At 73.7% G+C, this 16,179-nt stretch carries 10 protein-coding genes and 3 tRNA genes; 8 read left to right on the top strand and 5 right to left on the bottom strand.

Translation table 11 applies throughout. The features are described 5' to 3' along the window. Positions 1-5 precede the first annotated feature (5 nt). Both ACGFH9_RS18885 and ACGFH9_RS18880 read left to right on the top strand, forming a co-directional pair. Positions 6-3,173 (top strand): FtsX-like permease family protein, encoded by a 3,168-nt coding sequence (locus tag ACGFH9_RS18885; RefSeq protein ID WP_393220776.1) that lies wholly within the window; start codon positions 6-8, stop codon positions 3,171-3,173. Beyond that, entirely contained in the window at positions 3,170-5,926 is a 2,757-nt protein-coding gene (locus tag ACGFH9_RS18880) for an FtsX-like permease family protein (protein WP_393220774.1), read from the top strand. The genes ACGFH9_RS18885 and ACGFH9_RS18880 overlap by 4 nt, the downstream gene beginning before the upstream one ends. Positions 5,927-5,994: 68 nt before the next feature. On the opposite strand, the gene ACGFH9_RS18875 is transcribed toward ACGFH9_RS18880, so the two are convergent. The 3 genes from ACGFH9_RS18875 to ACGFH9_RS18865 form a co-directional block, all read right to left on the bottom strand. Beyond that, positions 5,995-6,069: transfer RNA gene (locus ACGFH9_RS18875), tRNA-Val, on the bottom strand. A gap of 16 nt (positions 6,070-6,085) precedes the next feature. Further along, positions 6,086-6,156: transfer RNA gene (locus ACGFH9_RS18870), tRNA-Cys, on the bottom strand. Between the two features lie 34 nt (positions 6,157-6,190). After that, positions 6,191-6,263: transfer RNA gene (locus tag ACGFH9_RS18865), tRNA-Gly, on the bottom strand. A 431-nt stretch (positions 6,264-6,694) separates the two neighbouring features. Between ACGFH9_RS18865 and ACGFH9_RS18860 the strand changes: the two genes are divergently transcribed. Next, positions 6,695-7,297, top strand: a complete 603-nt coding sequence (locus ACGFH9_RS18860; RefSeq protein WP_393220771.1) for a TetR/AcrR family transcriptional regulator — start codon at positions 6,695-6,697, stop codon at positions 7,295-7,297. An 82-nt stretch (positions 7,298-7,379) separates the two neighbouring features. Then, positions 7,380-7,961 carry a TIGR03086 family metal-binding protein gene (locus ACGFH9_RS18855; RefSeq protein ID WP_393220768.1) on the top strand — a complete coding sequence of 194 codons (582 nt, stop codon included), beginning with the start codon at positions 7,380-7,382 and terminating at the stop codon, positions 7,959-7,961. A 72-nt stretch (positions 7,962-8,033) separates the two neighbouring features. On the opposite strand, the gene ACGFH9_RS18850 is transcribed toward ACGFH9_RS18855, so the two are convergent. Continuing rightward, positions 8,034-8,702: a fatty acid desaturase gene (locus tag ACGFH9_RS18850; protein ID WP_393220765.1), complete on the bottom strand. Its 669-nt coding sequence runs from the start codon at positions 8,700-8,702 to the stop codon at positions 8,034-8,036. A 342-nt stretch (positions 8,703-9,044) separates the two neighbouring features. Between ACGFH9_RS18850 and ACGFH9_RS18845 the strand changes: the two genes are divergently transcribed. Further along, complete coding sequence (locus tag ACGFH9_RS18845; RefSeq protein WP_393220762.1) at positions 9,045-11,966, top strand: M36 family metallopeptidase; 2,922 nt, start codon at positions 9,045-9,047, stop codon at positions 11,964-11,966. Between the two features lie 46 nt (positions 11,967-12,012). On the opposite strand, the gene ACGFH9_RS18840 is transcribed toward ACGFH9_RS18845, so the two are convergent. Beyond that, a complete protein-coding gene (locus ACGFH9_RS18840; protein ID WP_393221023.1) occupies positions 12,013-12,861 on the bottom strand; it encodes a hypothetical protein in 849 nt (282 codons plus the stop codon). Between the two features lie 186 nt (positions 12,862-13,047). Between ACGFH9_RS18840 and ACGFH9_RS18835 the strand changes: the two genes are divergently transcribed. From ACGFH9_RS18835 to ACGFH9_RS18825, 3 genes are all read left to right on the top strand, one after another. Continuing rightward, positions 13,048-13,716: a class I SAM-dependent methyltransferase gene (locus ACGFH9_RS18835; protein WP_393220760.1), complete on the top strand. Its 669-nt coding sequence runs from the start codon at positions 13,048-13,050 to the stop codon at positions 13,714-13,716. 9 nt (positions 13,717-13,725) lie between these two features. Then, positions 13,726-14,904, top strand: a complete 1,179-nt coding sequence (locus ACGFH9_RS18830) for a cytochrome P450 (protein WP_393220757.1) — start codon at positions 13,726-13,728, stop codon at positions 14,902-14,904. A 260-nt stretch (positions 14,905-15,164) separates the two neighbouring features. Then, complete coding sequence (locus tag ACGFH9_RS18825; protein WP_393220754.1) at positions 15,165-15,794, top strand: polysaccharide deacetylase family protein; 630 nt, start codon at positions 15,165-15,167, stop codon at positions 15,792-15,794. The last annotated feature ends 385 nt before the right edge of the window (positions 15,795-16,179 follow it).

Below are 16,179 nucleotides of genomic sequence, written 5' to 3'. Positions count from 1 at the left end.
CGACGATGCTGAGGCTGGTCAGCCGGCGCGCCCGCGCGCAGTGGCCGCTGCTGGCAGCCCTCCTCGGAGTCGTCACGATCGGCGCCACCCTGCTCGGCACCTGCACCCTCCTGGTCACCCGCACCGCCGAGCGGGCGCTGGAGGTCGCCATGGCCCGCGCCGCCCCCGCCGCCGTCGACGCGACCGTCTACACCGGCGCCGTCGAGGGCCCGGACGTACCGGCCGTGGCCGCCGACACCCGCAGCGTGGTGACCTCCGCGCTCGCACCGTTACCGGTGACGACGACCGCACGGGCGTCCACGGTGCTGCGGGCCCTGCCGCCCGCGCTCGCCCCGGGCACCACCGTCGGAGCGCAGGCGTACCTGTCGGGGGTGGACGACCTGCCGGCCCGCGCCGAACTGGTCACCGGACGCTGGCCACAGCACCCCGGCGACGCGGTGCTGCTGGAGTTCACGGCCCGACTGCTCGACCTCACCCCCGGTAGCCGGGTGCACCTCGGTGCCGAGTTGGCCCACCCGCCCGTCCCGGCCATCGACGTGACAGTCGTCGGGGTCGTACGCCCGCTGCCGGGGCGCGGCTGGGACCGTGACCCCCTCGCCGCGGCCGGCTCCGCCACCGGCTACCGGGACGGCCGCTTCCTCCAGCCGGTAAACGCCTACGGCCCCTTCCTGATGGACCTCGCCGACCTGCTCACCACCGGCGCCACCGTCGACCGGATGGAGATCACCGCTCATCCGGACCTGTCCCACACGGACCGCCGTGACCTGGAGACCGTGGCCGGGGGCGTCCGCGAGGCCGACCGACGGCTGGCCGGCACCCTCGGCGACCGGGTCACGCTCGCACGTGTCGCCTCCGACCTGCCGCTGACCCTGCGGGCCGCCGACGACCAGCGGCACGTCACCGCAGCCGTCGTGCTCGCCATCGCCGTCCTCGGCGGTTTCCTGGCCGCGACGGCACTCGTCCTCGCCGGCCGGCTGACGGCGGGCATACGGGCCGACGAGACCGCCCTGCGGTCCGCCGTGGGCACCAGCGGTCGTCAACTCGCCGCCACCGCGACACTCGAGGCCGGGCTCCTCGCCGCCGTCGCCGCCGCGCTGGCGATACCGGCCTCGTCGGCTCTGCACGCCGGCCTGACCCACCTGCCGCCGCTGGACCACGCCGGCCTCACCGTCCGGCCGGCCATCATCGGCGTGCAGGTCCTCGCGGTCGTCGGCGGCGCGCTGGTGCTCGCCGCCGTGCTCACCGTCCTGGCGATCCGGCCCGTCCCGACGGCAGGCGACCGGGGCACCCGCCGCGAACTGCTGGCCCGGTCCGGCGCAGACCTGATGCTCACGGTGTTCGCCGCCATCGGTTGGTGGCAGCTGTACGCGCAGCCCAGCGCCGCCAGTCCACGCGCCGACGCGGTCCGGGTGCTCGCGCCGGCGCTGCTGCTCACCGCAGGTGCCGCCCTGGCGCTCCGGGTGGTACTGCCCGCACTGCGCGGCGTCGACCGGCTGGCGTACCGCGCCCGCGGGCTGGCGCTGCCGCTGGCGGTCGCCGAGGCCGCCCGCCGGCCCCAGGCGGTCGCCGCCGGGCTGCTCGTCGGGCTGGCCTGCGCTGCCGCGACCTTCGGCCTCGCCTTCGACACGACGTGGCACCAGTCGCAGCGCGACCAGGCCGCGCTCTCCGTCGGCACCGATCTCGCACTCACCCTCGGTACCGCGCCGGCGGCCGGAGACGGCGGGCTGGTCAGCGCGGCCACCGCGGGGGCGGTGAGTCCGGCGCTCGACCGCGGCACGACCGTCGGTCAGTGGCTCGGCACCGACGGCGAGGCGCCGCGCCTGGTCGCCGTCGACACCACCCGCGCCGAGGCACTGCTGCGCGGGCGGGTGGACGGCGACCGGGGATGGGCGGACGTCGCCGCCACGCTGGCGCCACGTACCCGGGTCACCGGCATCGCCGTTGCCGCCGGGGCGCCACTCGTCCTGAGCGGTACGACGGTCGGTGACGTCCCGCTCGCCGTGACGCCCCGGCTGCTGTTGCAGGACGCGACAGGCCTCCGCACGTCCTGCACCGGTCCCGTCGTACCGCTGGACGGTCGGGAGGTTCGACTGCCCGCCTGCGCGACGGCTGACGGGTTACGCCTCGTCGCGGTCGCCCTGCCGGTCACCGCCGACACGGTCGGCGAACCCGCAGCCGTAGCCGTCACGCTCACCGTGCCCGCACCCGGCTCGACGGAGAGGACCACCGACGCATCGCCCTGGACCGCCACGTCCGCGCCGCCGACCCCGAGCAAGGTGGGCAACCCGACAGTCACGCTCTCCACCACGCCCACGGGAACCGCGCTGCGGATGGCCGCGACCGTCGAACTCGGGGGCGCCGAGGACGCCGCCCGAACCCTCGTCGCCAGCGCCTTCACGGACCCCGGCCCGGTGCCCGTCGCCGTCTCCGCCCGCTTCGCCGACGAGGTCGGCGCCGACAACGGCAGCCAGCTCAGCGTCATGGTCGGCATCACGCCCGTCCCGATCGTCGTCACCGAGGTCGTGCCGACCGTGCCGTCCGCTCCCGGCGCCGTCGCCGTCCTGGCCAACCTGGACACGCTGTCCCGCGCACGTGTCGTCGTCGGCGATCTGGCGTTCCCGGTCGACGCCTGGTGGGTCGGTAACCCCGCCGGTCCCGACGCCGCCGAGCGGACCACCGCCCTGCACCTGGGCACCGTCGCGACCCGCGACGCGGAGACCGCCCGCCTCACCGGCGGCCCGCTGCGGGCCGGGCTGCCGGGCGCGCTCCGGCTCATCGTCCCGGCCGCGGCTCTGCTGCTGCTCGCCGGAGTCGTCCTGCACGTCACCTGCGATCTGCAGGCCCGCGCCGTCGAGGTGGCTCGGCTGCGCGGCCTGGGGATGTCCCGGCGGGGAATCCGGACCGTGCTGCTCGGCCAGCACGCCGGCGTACTGCTGCCCCTGCTCGCGGCGGGCACGGTCGTCGGCGCGCTCGCCACCCGCGTTGTCGCTCCCCTGCTCGTCCGCTCCGACACCGGCGCCGCACCCGTCCCGGTCGCCCAGTCACACTGGCCGTGGTCGGCCGAGGCCGCACTGCTCGCCGTGCTGCTGGCCGGATGTCTGCTGGCGGTCGCGGTCGTGGTCACCGTCCAGGTCCGCCGGGCGGACGCCGCGCACCTGCGGGTGGCGCCGTGAGCCGGCGGCTGACCCGCCGGTGGCTCGCGCCGCACTGGCCCAGCATCAGTGGCCGTGGCCGGGCCGACGCCGGACCGCTGCTGCTCACCGCCGCCGTCATCGCGGCCGTCGCGCTGCTCGCCGGGGCCGTGCCGGTGCTGCTCCGCACCGCCGCCGACGAGGCCGTCCGGGACACGGTCCGCCGCGCCGGCCAGGACTCGAACGTCCTCGCACACGCCGCCTGGGAACGCGACGACGGCCCGACCGGCGGTCGGGTCCGGACTGCGGGCCTCGCCGAGGACGTCGACAATTTCCGCGTACGGGCGACACAGGCGCTCGGGCCCGACCTCGACGCGGCACTGCTGCCGCCCATCGCCGTCGTCAGCGGTCCGATCCTCAACGTCACCGAGGGCAACGCGCCGCGTACCTTCCAGTTCACCTACCTGGCCGGTGACTCCGGCGGCCCGGACGTGACCTGGGTCGCCGGGAGCGCGCCCGGCCCCGCCGTCCCTGGCGAGTTCGTCGAAGCCCCCTACAACGGACCGCCCTGGCCGGTGCAGGTCGGACTCTCCGAAGTGGACGCCGCCGCGCTCGACCTCGGCCCCGGTGATCGGATCCCGCTCGTGGACGGCCGCGGTCGCGGGAAGGACGTCCGGATCAGCGGAATCTACCGACCCGCGGACAGCGCCGACCCCGCCTGGCTGCTCGCCCCGGCGCTCCTGCGTCCCGTGCCCGGCATCGACGGCATGGGGATCACCCGGTTCGCCGGCCTGTTGTCGCGCGAGTCGTTGCCGGACGCCCGACTCGCCGTCGACCAGGACCAACTGCGGCGCACCGTCCAGTTCACCCCCGAACCCGACGCGCTCACCTGGGACACCACCGCGACGCTCGCCAGCCGGGTGGTCGAACTCAAGGCGACCTCCGGCTCGTCGGGCGCCCGTGACGACTCCCTCAAGTGGGAGTCCCAGCTCGACACCGCACTGCGCGACGCCCGTGGGCGGATCAGCGCCGCCTGGGCACAGGCCGCCGTCCTGCTCACCGGCGTGCTGACGGCCACGGTGCTGCTCCTGCTGCTCGCCGCCGCCCTGCTGGTCGCCCGCCGTGGCCCGGCGCTGAGCGTCGCCCGACAGCGTGGGGCGGCGTTACCCGACCTCGGTGCGGAACTGGCCATGGAGTCCACCGCGGTCTCCCTGTCCGCCGCCGCGGTCGGGCTCGCGCTCGCCCGTGTGGCGACACCGGACGTCTCCTGGCCCTGGGCTGTTCCCGTGGTCCTGGCCGGGGCCGTGGCCGCGCCAGCGTTCGGCATCCTCGCCGCCGCCCGCGCCAGCCGGGACCGGCGTCAACCCGCCAACCCGGCGGCTCGGCGCTGGGTCCGGGCCACCGGCGAGCTGCGCCGCTTCGCCGTGGAGGCCGCGGTCCTGATCGCCGCAGTCGCCGCCTTCGTCACGCTGCACCAGGGCGGTCTCCTGCCGGTCGCCTCCGACAGCAGCGGTACCGGCGAGCTGACGGGCGACCTTGTCCTGCCGATCAGCGCCCTCTCCCTGGGCGTGCTCGTCGGTGCGCTCGTCCTGCTTCGCCTGCTGCCCGTCGGGGCACGGTTGGCGCTACGACGGGCCCTGCGCTCGCGCCGCCCGCTGGCCGTGTTCGGTGCCGCTCGGGCGACCACCACGGCCGGTCGCGCGCTGCCGCTGCTGGTGCTGGTGAGTACCACGGCGCTCGCGTCGTTCGCGCTCATCCTCGGGTCCACGGTCAGCCGGGGCCTGGCCGACGGCGCGTGGAGCACCGTCGGCGCGGACGCCCGCCTCGACGTCGGCGCCGAGGCCGCCACGGCCGGCGTCGCCGAACGCGTCGCCGCCGCACCCGGGGTGGAGCAGGTGGTCGTCGCGCAGGTGACCGACTCGGCGCACGTCTTCGCCGAGTCGACGCTGTTCACCCCACGCCTGGTCGTCGTGGATGCCGACGCGTTCCAGCGTCTGCTGGCCAGCACCCCGCTGCCGGACGCGCCGGCACTGGCCCGGCTCACGGTGCCCGGTCCTGGCGGCGGGGACGTCCCGGCGCTGGTCCGGTCGGGCAACGGCGACCTGCGGACCGGGATGCGGTTGCAGCTGTCCCGGGACGACGCCCCGGCGATCCGTCTCGCCGCAGTCGGTACCGCGCCGTCCGTCGACGGTGCCGGTGACGTCGTCATCGTGGACGCCGAGGCCCTCGCCGCCGCCGGGCTGCCCGCCGTCCCGAACACCGTCTGGGTGACCGGCCCCGGTGCGGCGCGGGCGTTGTCGGCAAGCGGCGTGGCCGCCGACGTCGTGCTGCGCGCGGACGCCCTCCGGGCGCAGCGGGTCGCGCCGCTGACCGCGGGGCTGCTACGGCTGGCGTGGACGGCCGCCGCGGTGCTGCTGGCGCTGGGGCTGCTCGGCCTCGCGCTCGCCGCCGCCGCGAGCGCGTCGGAGCGGTGGCAGACCCTGACCCGGCTGCGGACCCTCGGCCTGCGACCACGCGACGCCCGCTGGGTGGCGGCCGGAGAAGTATTGCCGCCGGCGGTGGTCGCCGCGGTGTGCGGACCGCTCCTCGGGGTCCTGCTCACACGCCTGACGATCGGCCCGCTCGACCTGCGGCTGATCACCGGTCAGGCCGCCGACCCGGCGGCGGTCCTGCCGTGGTGGCTGCTCGGCCTGGTGAGCGTGGCGTTGCTGGCGGCGGCCGCCCTGATCGTGCCTGTCGAGTCGGCGCTGCGGCGGCGCGACCGGCTGAGCGAGGTGCTCCGCGCCGGCGAGTAGGTAGGCAAGATCGTCGAGGCCCGTTACCGGACGTCCGGTAACGGGCCTCGACGAATCGCTTCTACACCTGGTGGGCGATACTGGGTTTGAACCAGTGACCTCTTCCGTGTCAAGGAAGCGCGCTCCCACTGCGCCAATCGCCCGTACTCTTTATTGCCGAGGTGGGGACGGGATTTGAACCCGCGTACACGGCTTTGCAGGCCGTTGCCTCGCCTCTCGGCCACCCCACCGAGGTTGCCCCCGTCATGCGTGGCGGCAGCTCCGAGCGGACGACGGGATTCGAACCCGCGACCCTCACCTTGGCAAGGTGATGCGCTACCAGCTGCGCTACGTCCGCACGTCCCCGGCTTTCCCGGGTGACGGATGGGAACTTTAGCCGAGCTGGCGATCGACTGCCAACTCGGGGTCCGTGTCGGCGCGTCCCCTCCGTCCGGCCTGGCACCGGGCGGGCAGTCCGAGACGCCGCAGAAGCCACCGACCGGGAGGTCGGGGGCACCGGGCGCGGGCTTCCTAGTAAGCTGGCCCGATTTCTCAATTGACTTTCGCTCGTCACACTCCGGCATCATCCAGCGGTCGATATCGATGCATGTGAGGCACCCTCACCCAGGGGTCGACGCGCCTGGAGATTGAGCCGCCGACCTCGACGAATGCCGCTAGGCAAACGAGCCATGACACCCCCCGGAATTGTCCAACTTCCGACTCTTGCCCCACGAATCGGACGGTGGCGGTAACTGTTCGTGTTCGGGTGGATGGGCTACGGTAACGGTCGTGACGAGACGTGCGGCCGAGATCCGCCTGGATGCCCTGCTGCGCACGGCCTGCGACGTGATCGTGGAACGTGGCCTGGCCAACACCCGGACGGCCGACGTGGCACAGGCCGCCGGGGTGAGCCAGGCACTTGTGTTCTACCACTTCGCCACGAAAGAGCGGTTGCTCGCGCAGGCCTTCGCGTACGCCGTCGAGCAGGACCTGGCCCGCCTGGACGCGGTCACCCGCTCCTCCGCCCCGCCGCTGACGAAGCTCCGCCGGATTCTCAAGCTCTACACGCCGGCCGGGCGGGCGACCTCCTGGTCGATGTGGATCGACGGGTGGTCCGAGTCGCTGCGTACCCCCGAGTTGGAGAAGGTGTCCCGCCGGCTCGACCTGCGCTGGCGGCAGGACCTCGCCGCCGTGATCTCCGCCGGGGTCGCCGACGGCACCTTCCAGTGCGCCGACCCGGACGGGGCCGCCTGGCGGATCAGCGCCGTCATGGACGGCCTCGCCGTGCAGCTCGCGGTGCACGAGCGGGTCATCTCCCGCCGGCAGTTCGGGGAATGGGTACGCCTGGTCACGGCTCGGGAGCTGGGCTTGGCTCCGGCCGACCTGGACTGAGCGACGGCCGCCGCCGACGCACCGGACGCCCAGCCAGGGCAAAACGGCTCGAACCAGCGCGCCGAAGTGAACAATCGACGGCATGGATCTGCTGGACGCGTACCGCCGGAGCCTGGCCGAGTTTGTCGACCGGGTGGACCAGATCGGGCCCGACCAGTGGTCCGAGGAGACACCCTGCCCGGACTGGGACGTGCGCACCCTGGTCAACCACGTGGTCGGCGAGGACCGGTGGAGCGTTCCCCTGCTCGCCGGCCGCACCCTCGACGAGGTCGGCGACCGCTTCGACGGTGACGTGCTCGGTGCCGACCCGATCACGACGGCGCGGGAGGCCGCCGCGCAGGCCGAGATCGCCGTCACCCATCCCGGCACGATCGACCGCACCGTGCACCTGTCGGCCGGTCCGACTCCGGCCGCCGAGTACGTCCAGCAGCTCCTCGCCGAACACCTGGTACACGGCTGGGACCTGGCGGTGGCGATCGGCGCCGACCCACGGATGGACCCGGACGCGGTGCACGTGTGCGCCCGGTGGTTCTCCGGGCGGGTCGACGACTACCGGCGCGACAAGCTGGTTCGTGACGCCACGCCGGTGCCCGCCGACGCCGACGAGCAGGATCATCTGCTGGCCGCATTCGGCCGCGACCCGGACTGGGCACCGGGCGACTGAGCTTTCACCGCCGGGGCCGCGTGTTGGCCAGTGCCCGATCGCCGCCGTAGTGGGCGAGCACCCGGTGGTCCATCACCCGTCGCCACAGTGGCGGGAGCAGCGCCACCACCACCATCGTCGCGTAACCGGCGGGCAACTGCGGTGAGCTGTCGATGCGGTCGCTGTTCCAGCTGTGCCGGGCGTTGACCTTCTCGTAGCGCCCGGACGCTGTGCGCTGCCGGGCCAGCCCGTAGTGCTCCAGGTAGTTGACGACCTCCAGCAGGGAGAACCCCGGACGCGGAACCGGCCGGTCTCCAACCGCCAGGCCGATCGCAGGCTGCCGAGGACGGTACGCGGCCAGAACGCCCAGAAGCTCTCCCCCAGCCGCGAACTGGCCGGATCCTCCGGGGTGGCGACCCGTACGTGGTGACCGCGGTTGTGCTCGACGTGGAGGTGCCCGTAGGCGGCCGGCGCCAGGGCCACCTTGGACAGCCACCGCTCGACCCGCTCGCGCTTGTGGCCCAGCTCGTGGGCGGTGTTGATGGCGATGCCGTCGACCACTCCCACGGTGGCGACCGGGCCGGCTGCGCCCGCGACGGAGAGACCGTCACGGGTCCACACCGCGCAGCACACCACCAGGGCCGCGTACTGCGCCGGCAGATAGAGATGGGTCAGCCAGCGGTAGTAACCGTCGGCGGCCAGTCGGGGCACCACCTCCTCGGGAGGGTTGCGCCGGTCGTCGCCGAGCAGCAGGTCGATCACCGGGATCAGGCCGAAGACGACGACGGGGGTGAGCCACCACGCCCAGGCGCCAGCAGCCAGAGGGGTTTGCGAGCATCCCGCCAGACGACGGCCTCGGTCGGATCGGCATCGACAGCCATGGCGGACCTCCGGGTCTCGCGTCCTGGCATCGACAGTGACAGCCGTCATGCTCTTTTACAAAAGAGCAGCTTTTGTAAAGTCGACTTATCTCGATCGGACGGCGCGTCGGCGGTCGTGGACCTTGCCGTGCCTTCGAGCGGCTGATATCCACAGATGCACATGCGTTACCGCGCACGCGAGGGTCGGCAGCCGCCGGCCATCCCGCTCCCACGAGGAGGTTCCGTGCCACAACCGCAGTGGTCACCCCCGATGAGCCGGCGTCGACGCCGGCTCATCGCCGTCCTGGCGACGACGGCGACAGTCGCCGCGCTGCTGCCCACCGGCACGAGCAACGCCGAACCCGCCGCGTCCACCGAGCGCTCGTCCGGGCCGTTCGCCGAGGGGCACCAGCCCGCCGACCTCGACAACCGCATCGGTACGGCGGCACCCGACGCCCGCCAGCGTGGGCTGGCCCGCGCCGCCGACCCCGACGTGCGGTGGAACCGGCTCGGCACGCCGCAGGCGCTCGGTCCCGGTCGTACCCCGCTCGTCACCGGTCTGCCCTCCGACCCGGAGGCCGCCGCGCGCGCCTACCTGACCGCCAACCGCGACCTGTACGGCATGGACGCCGCGACGGTCGCCGGCCTGGACCGGGTGCTCGTCAGGCCGATCGGCAGCGGCACGGTGGTGACCCTGCGGCAGCGCTTCGGCGACCTGCCGGCCGGGCCTGACGGCCTGGTCACCATCGCGGTCCAGGGCAGCTCGGTGCTCGCCGTCAACTCCTCGCTGGCCCGCGACACCAGCGTGCCCACGCCGGCCACCCGTACGGCCGAGCAGGCGTACGCGGACGCGCTCGCCGACGCCGGGCTGAGCCCGTCGACGGTGGCCAGCCACACCGTGCGGGCCGTGGCCGTACCCACCCCGCTGGACGGGCCCCGGGCCGCCTACGAGGTGACCATGATCGGCGCGGACGCCGAGCGCCCGGCGGCGTTCACCAGCTACGTGGACGGCAGCACGGGCAAGGTGCTGGTCCGCGAGGACCTCGTCGACTTCGACTCGGACAACCCGAGCTGGGCGGTCTTCCCGGCCACCCCACCCCGGGATCTCGCCGTCGGCCAGGACCCCCGGGTCCGCTGGTGCGGCGACCCGGCACCCGGCTGCCAGGCCGCCTTCCGTGACCCGGCCACCGGGCAGCCGTGGGACATCGACGCGGCCACCGGCACGCCCACCTTCACCTCACGCGGCAACTCGGCCAACACGGTGCTCTCGTGGGGCAACAACACCCCGGTCGTCCCGGCCACGCCCAGCGCGGAACGCCGCTACGAGTACCCGTTCACCGACCAGTGGCACCAGGCCAGGTGCAACCCGGAGGTGTTCACGTCCGCGCAGCGCAACGACGCGGACGCGGCGATCGCCAACCTCTTCGTCATGCACAACCGCATGCACGACTGGGCGTACCAACTGGGCTTCACCGAGTCGGCGTGGAACCTCCAGGCGGTCAACCTCACCCCGTCCGGGTTGGGCGGTGACGCCGAGCAGGGCCGCGCCCAGCAGGGCGCGCTGACCGGCAACCGGAACAACGCCAACCAGGGCACCCCGCGCGACGGGCTACCGCCGACCACCAACATGTACCTGTGGCAGCCGCAGGCCGGCGGGCCGTACCCGCCGTGCGTGGACGGCGACTACGACATGACGGTGATCGGCCACGAATACACCCACGCCATCACCAACCGGATGATCGCCGGCCCGGACACCGGGATCAGCGGCCACCAGGGCGGGTCGATGGGCGAGTCGTGGGGCGACCTGATGGCCGCCGAGTACCTCTTCCAGAACGGGCTGCGGGCCCCCGGCGAGACGCCGTTCGTCACCGGCGGCTACGTCACCGGCAACCTGGTCAGCGGCATCCGCAACTACGACCTGAGCCGCAGTCCGCTGAACTACTCCGACATCGGCTACAACACGGCCGGGCCGGCCGTGCACGCCGACGGCGAGATCTGGGGCGCCACCAACTACCGGGTACGCGCCGCGCTGGTCAAGCGGTACGGCCTGGGCACCCTGCAGCGACAGCGGGAGTGCGCGCAGGGCACCGTGCCCGCCGACAAGTGCCCGGGCAACCGGCGCTGGTCGCAACTGGTCTTCGACTCGTTCCTGCTCCAGGCTGCCAGCCAGGTCAGCATGCTGGACATGCGGGACAACATGCTCACCGCCGACCTGCTGCGCTTCGGGGGCGCCAACCAGGACCTGATCTGGGCCGAGTTCGCCCGCTCCGGGATGGGCCGGGACGCCGTCACCAACGGCGCCGCGGACACCGACCCGACACCGAGCTTCGCCTCCCCGCGGGGCGGCAACGCGACGCTCACCCTGCGCCCGCGCGGAGACAGCGCCGACGCGCCGATCCGGGTGTACGTCGGCGCGTACGAGGCACGGGCCGTACCGATCGCGGACACCGACCCGGCGACGCCGATCCCGGACACGGTGGAGATGGTCGCCGGCACGTACGACCTGCTGGCCGTCGCGCCCGGCTTCGGGCACCAGCGGCTCAGCGCGGTCGCCGAGGCGGGCAAGAGCGGCTTCGTGGACCTGCGGTTGAGCCGCAACCTCGCGTCCACAGCCTCCGGTGCCACGATCAGCGGCGACGGGGTCAACCTGGACCGGGTGGCCGACGACACCGAGGCGACGAACTGGGCCTCGCTGGACGGGGTGGCCGGCCGGCAGCTCACGGTGGCGCTGGCCGGTGACGCCCCGCAGGTGGTCAAGCGCGTGAACGTCAGCGCGATGTTGCGCCCCGCGATCGTCGGCGACGCCGACACCGGCAGTCAGAACGCGCTCACCGCGCTGCGCTCGTTCGCGGTGTCCGCCTGCGACGCGACCACCACCGACTGCGCCGACCCGGCGCGCTGGCGGCGCGTCTACACCAGCGCGTCCGACGCGTTCCCCGGCGGGGCGTACCGGGCGTACAGCCGCGACATCAACCTCCGGACGTTCGCGGTGCCCGCCACCCCCGCCACCCACCTGCGGCTGGAGGTGCTGGCCAGCCAGTGCACCGGCGGCCCGCAGTACGCCGGCGAGCAGGACGACGACCCGGCCACGACGACGGACTGCGCCACGGCCAGCCCGGCCCGGACGCAGGTCAGGATCGCCGAGTTCCAGGCGTTCACGAAGTGACACCGTCGGGGCCGGCGGGAGACCGCCGGCCCCGGCAACCCTCCGGTCAGCGGCGTGCCGGGTGCCAGCGCCCGGTCGACGCGGGCCGCTCCCACAGCCGGTCCACCGGCGGGTCCTCGGCCTCGTTCTTCGCGGCCCTGGTCAGGTGACGCAGTCGCAGCAGCAGGCCCACCCCGAGCGAGAGCAGCAACCCACCGAGCAGGAACGCCGCCTGCACCACGCCGAACCCGCCGGTCTGCGAGACCGGACGGCCAGCCGGCGGCGGCGCCGCGTCGACGGGCTGGTCCGCGATCGTTTCGTCCGCGGGGGTGCTCTCCTCCTGGGCCGGTTCGCTCGGCGGATCGCTCGGCTTCGTCGGAGTCGGGCTCGGCGTCGGCGTACGGGATGCGGTGGCAGCCGAACCCACCACCGAGCGGGTGGCGGTCTGTCGGGCCAGCAGGCGCAGGTTGGCGTCGTACGCCTCGGCGGCGAGGGTGACCCGCCCCTCGGTGACGTCCCCGTCGAAGGCCACCCGGTAGCGGGCGGTCACCGTACGGCCCGGGCAGAGGGTGCCGGGGTCAAGTTGCCGGTCGGTCAACCGGGCCACGTCACCCTCGGTCCGGACCTCCACCGGGAAGTCGCCGTTCTCCTCCACCCGGTCCATCTTCACCTGGTCGAGCCGGATGCCCTGCACCCGGAGCACCATCGACCAGCGCACCTTCGCGCACCCGCCACGCCGGTCGGTCTGCGAGACCACCGCGGAGATCGTGCGCACCTGCTCGCCGGCCGTGAACCGGTCCGGCAGGCCGCTCATCTCGGTGGCGAACGCCGCCTGCGCCGGTGCCGCCAGGCTCAGCGTCACCCCGGCAACGCCGGCGACCAACGCCCCGAGCCGCAGCGCGTACCGCCACACCATCACCACCACCGCCGCCTCCGTTCGGTCGTCTCCACCTCGCAACGCTAGGAGCGGGACACCGCCGCCGACAGACGGGTGTGTTCGCACCGAACGGCAAGCAGAGGGCGTGTTTTCACCGACAGTGGTGAACCGGTGACCACTCCCCCGCGACACGCCGGGCGTCGGGTCGCTGGAACAATCGGGCAGGTGTCCGAGCTCTCCAGCACGTTCGTCCGGCTGCACGCCCGGCTGGCCCCGGTCCCCTTCGTCCCCGAGGTGCGCCTGCACCAGGCGGACGAGCCGATCGGGCTCTGGGAGCTGACCGAGGGCCAGTTCTCCAGCGACCGGCCGCCGCCGTTCTGGGCCTTCGCCTGGGCCGGCGGTCAGGCGCTCGCCCGCTACGTCACCGACCACCCGGAGCTGGTCGCCGGCCGGCGGGTGCTCGACCTCGCCTCCGGCTCCGGCCTGGTGGCCATCGCCGCCGCCCGGGCCGGCGCGGCGTCCGTGCGGGCGGTCGAGGTCGACGAACTGGCGGTCGCGGCCGTCGCGCTCAATGCCGAGGCCAACGGGGTACGCGTCGACGCCGAGTTCGGCGACATCCTCGACGGCGACGCGGGCGACGCCGAGGTGGTGCTCGCCGGGGACGTCTTCTACAGCGACGCGATGGCACGACGGGTGCTGCGGTTCCTGCTGCGCGCCACCCGGGCCGGAGCGCCGGCGCTGGTCGGTGACCCCGGCCGGGCGTTCCTGCCCCGGGAGCGTTTCGACGAGCTGGCCAGTTACGACGTGCCGGTGCCGGAGGCTCTGGAGAGCGTCCGGGTGAAGCGCACCACCGTCTGGCAGCTGCGCCCCGGCCTGCCAGGAGCCGCCGGCTAGCGTGTCGGCGTGCTCTTCTCCGGCTGGACGTCCGAGGTCGAGGCACCCTGGCCGGACGTCGCCGAGGTGACCGACCACGTCGGCGTACGCCACCTCGTCGTCACCCGGCACGCGCTGGTCCGCCAGGTCCTCGCCGATCCGGAGCGCTACCGACCGGACAACGCCCTGGACGCGGTGACCCCGATGCCGGTGACCGCGCTGCGGGTGCTCGCCGGGCACCGGTTCCGGCTGCCGCCGACCCTGGCGAACAACTCCACCGCCAGCCACCCGCGGATCCGGGCCATCGTCGCGGAGGCACTGCACCCGACGCGGGTGGCCGCGCAGCGCCCGTGGCTGGCGGCGCTGGTCCGGGAACGGGTGGCCCGGCTGCGCGCCGCGCTCGATGCCGGCGCACCTGTCGACCTGTACGCGGACCTCGCCGCCGACCTGCCCCTGCTGGTGCTGGCCCGGCTGGTCGACCTGCCGGACGCCCCGGTCGGCGCGGTGAAGGAGTTCGCCCGGGCGGCGCTGGAGCTGTTCTGGGCGCCCCTGGACGCCGACCGGCAGGTGGCGCTCGCCGCCGAGGTGGGCCGCTTCCACCGCGTACTCCGGGAGTTCGCGACCACCGGCGGCGGCCTGGCCGCCGAGCTGCGCGCGGCCGGGCACCCTCCCGACGTGGTGGTCGGCGCACTCTTCTTCCTGCTGGTCGCCGGCCAGGAGACCACCTCGCAGTTCCTCACCCTGCTGCTGCACCGGCTGGCCGGCGAACCCGCGGTACGCGCCGGGCTGCGCTCCGGTGACGTCACGGTGACCGACGTCGTGGAGGAGGGTCTCCGCCTCGAACCGCCGATCGTCACCTGGCGGCGCGTGGCGGCGGCCGCAGGCACACTCGGCGACACGGCCGTGCCGGCGGGCACCAGCATCGTGCTGTGGCTGGCTCGCGCCGGCCGGGACCCGGCGGTCGTCGGCTCGCCGGACGAGTTCCTTCCGGGGCAGCGTGGATCGCGGCGGCACCTGGCGTTCGGGGCGGGGCCGCACCGCTGCGTCGGTGACGTGCTGGCCCGGATGGAGGCCGCCGTCGTGGTGGCCGAGGCGACGTCACTGCTCGACGGGGTGACGGTGGTCCGTCCGCCCTGGTGCCCGGACAACCTCACCTTCCGGATGCCGGACGCCTTCGTCGTGCAGCTCACACCGGTGTCACCGAGCTGACCGGATCCTGACATCGGCTCGGTACGGTTCCGGGCGTGTCAGCCATCCCTGTTCGTCGGAGCCGTTTCCTCGCAACACTTCTGACCCTACTGGCGCTGAGTTCCTGCTCAGCCGAACCCGTCGCGGACCCCCCACAGACCACCGCGGCCCCATCGAGCCCCTCGGTCCCGACACGCACACCGTCGGCCCCGCCATCCCCGTCGGCCGCGCCGACGACGACCAGGCCCGCCCACGGGAGCCTGGCCTGGTACGTGTCCCAGGTGCCGACCTTTCCGGAGGCGCCGCCGCCGCAGGTGGTAATGACCGCGACCGGGGCGCTCCCGTTCTGGCACAGCCTGCCGACCGACCAGAGGGTCGCCTTCATCACCATCGACGACGGCGAGCTGGCTCGACCGCCCGCGGTGCCCGACTTCATCCGGGAAGCGCACATCCCGGTCACGATGTTCCTCAACTCACCGGCAGCGGGGGAGCACCCCGACTACTTCCGGCGGATCGAGGCGGCCGGCGGGATAGTCGAGAACCACACCATCACGCACACCTCGCTGTCCGGACGGTCGTATGCCTTCCAGAAGCACGAGATCTGCGGCGCCGCAGACAGGCTGGAGACGCTGTTCGGCAAGCGGGCGACCCTGTTCCGCCCCCCGTACGGTGAACGCGACAGCACCACGCTGCGGGCCGCACAGGACTGCGGCGCGAAGGCTGTCCTGCACTGGTCCGAGACCGTCAACGAGGGCAAGGTGCGCTACCAGACCCCGGAGAAGGTGATCCGACCCGGCGACGTGCTGCTGATGCACTTCCGGCCGGCGCTGATGGACGACCTCCTCGCCGCGTTGAAGGCCATCCACCGTGCCGGACTCACCCCAGCGCTGCTGGAGGACTACATCCGCTGAGCCGGGAGACCTGACGAAAGTCAGTGCCGGTGGGTGCCGTTCGGGCGGGGAGCGCAAGCTACGGGGGTTCAGCAACGGCAACGCCAGGAAGTACGAGCTGTCGGGTCTGGTGTTCTGCGCCGGGACGATGAAGGACAGTTCAACCTGTGGACGAGTCATGGTGTCGATGACCAGCACCCGGGTTGTGCGCGGTACGCGGGTGCGTCGGGTGTCGTTTGTCTGCAACCACCCATGCGCGGGGATACCTGCCGATACGGCTTAGGCCGTGTGTCAAAGCCCCTGGCCGGCCCGCGGAGGCCGAGAGGACCGGCCGTTTCGGCCGCTGGTGAACCGTCGCTCGCGGGCCCGTGGTCCGGCCGGATCGGAGCCGCCCGCTCCATTGAGC

Source organism: Micromonospora sp. NPDC049102 (assembly GCF_043197485.1).
Classification (GTDB): domain Bacteria; phylum Actinomycetota; class Actinomycetes; order Mycobacteriales; family Micromonosporaceae; genus Micromonospora.
Note: the sequence above shows the minus strand (reverse complement) of the source record. Positions and strands in the feature narration are given on the sequence as shown.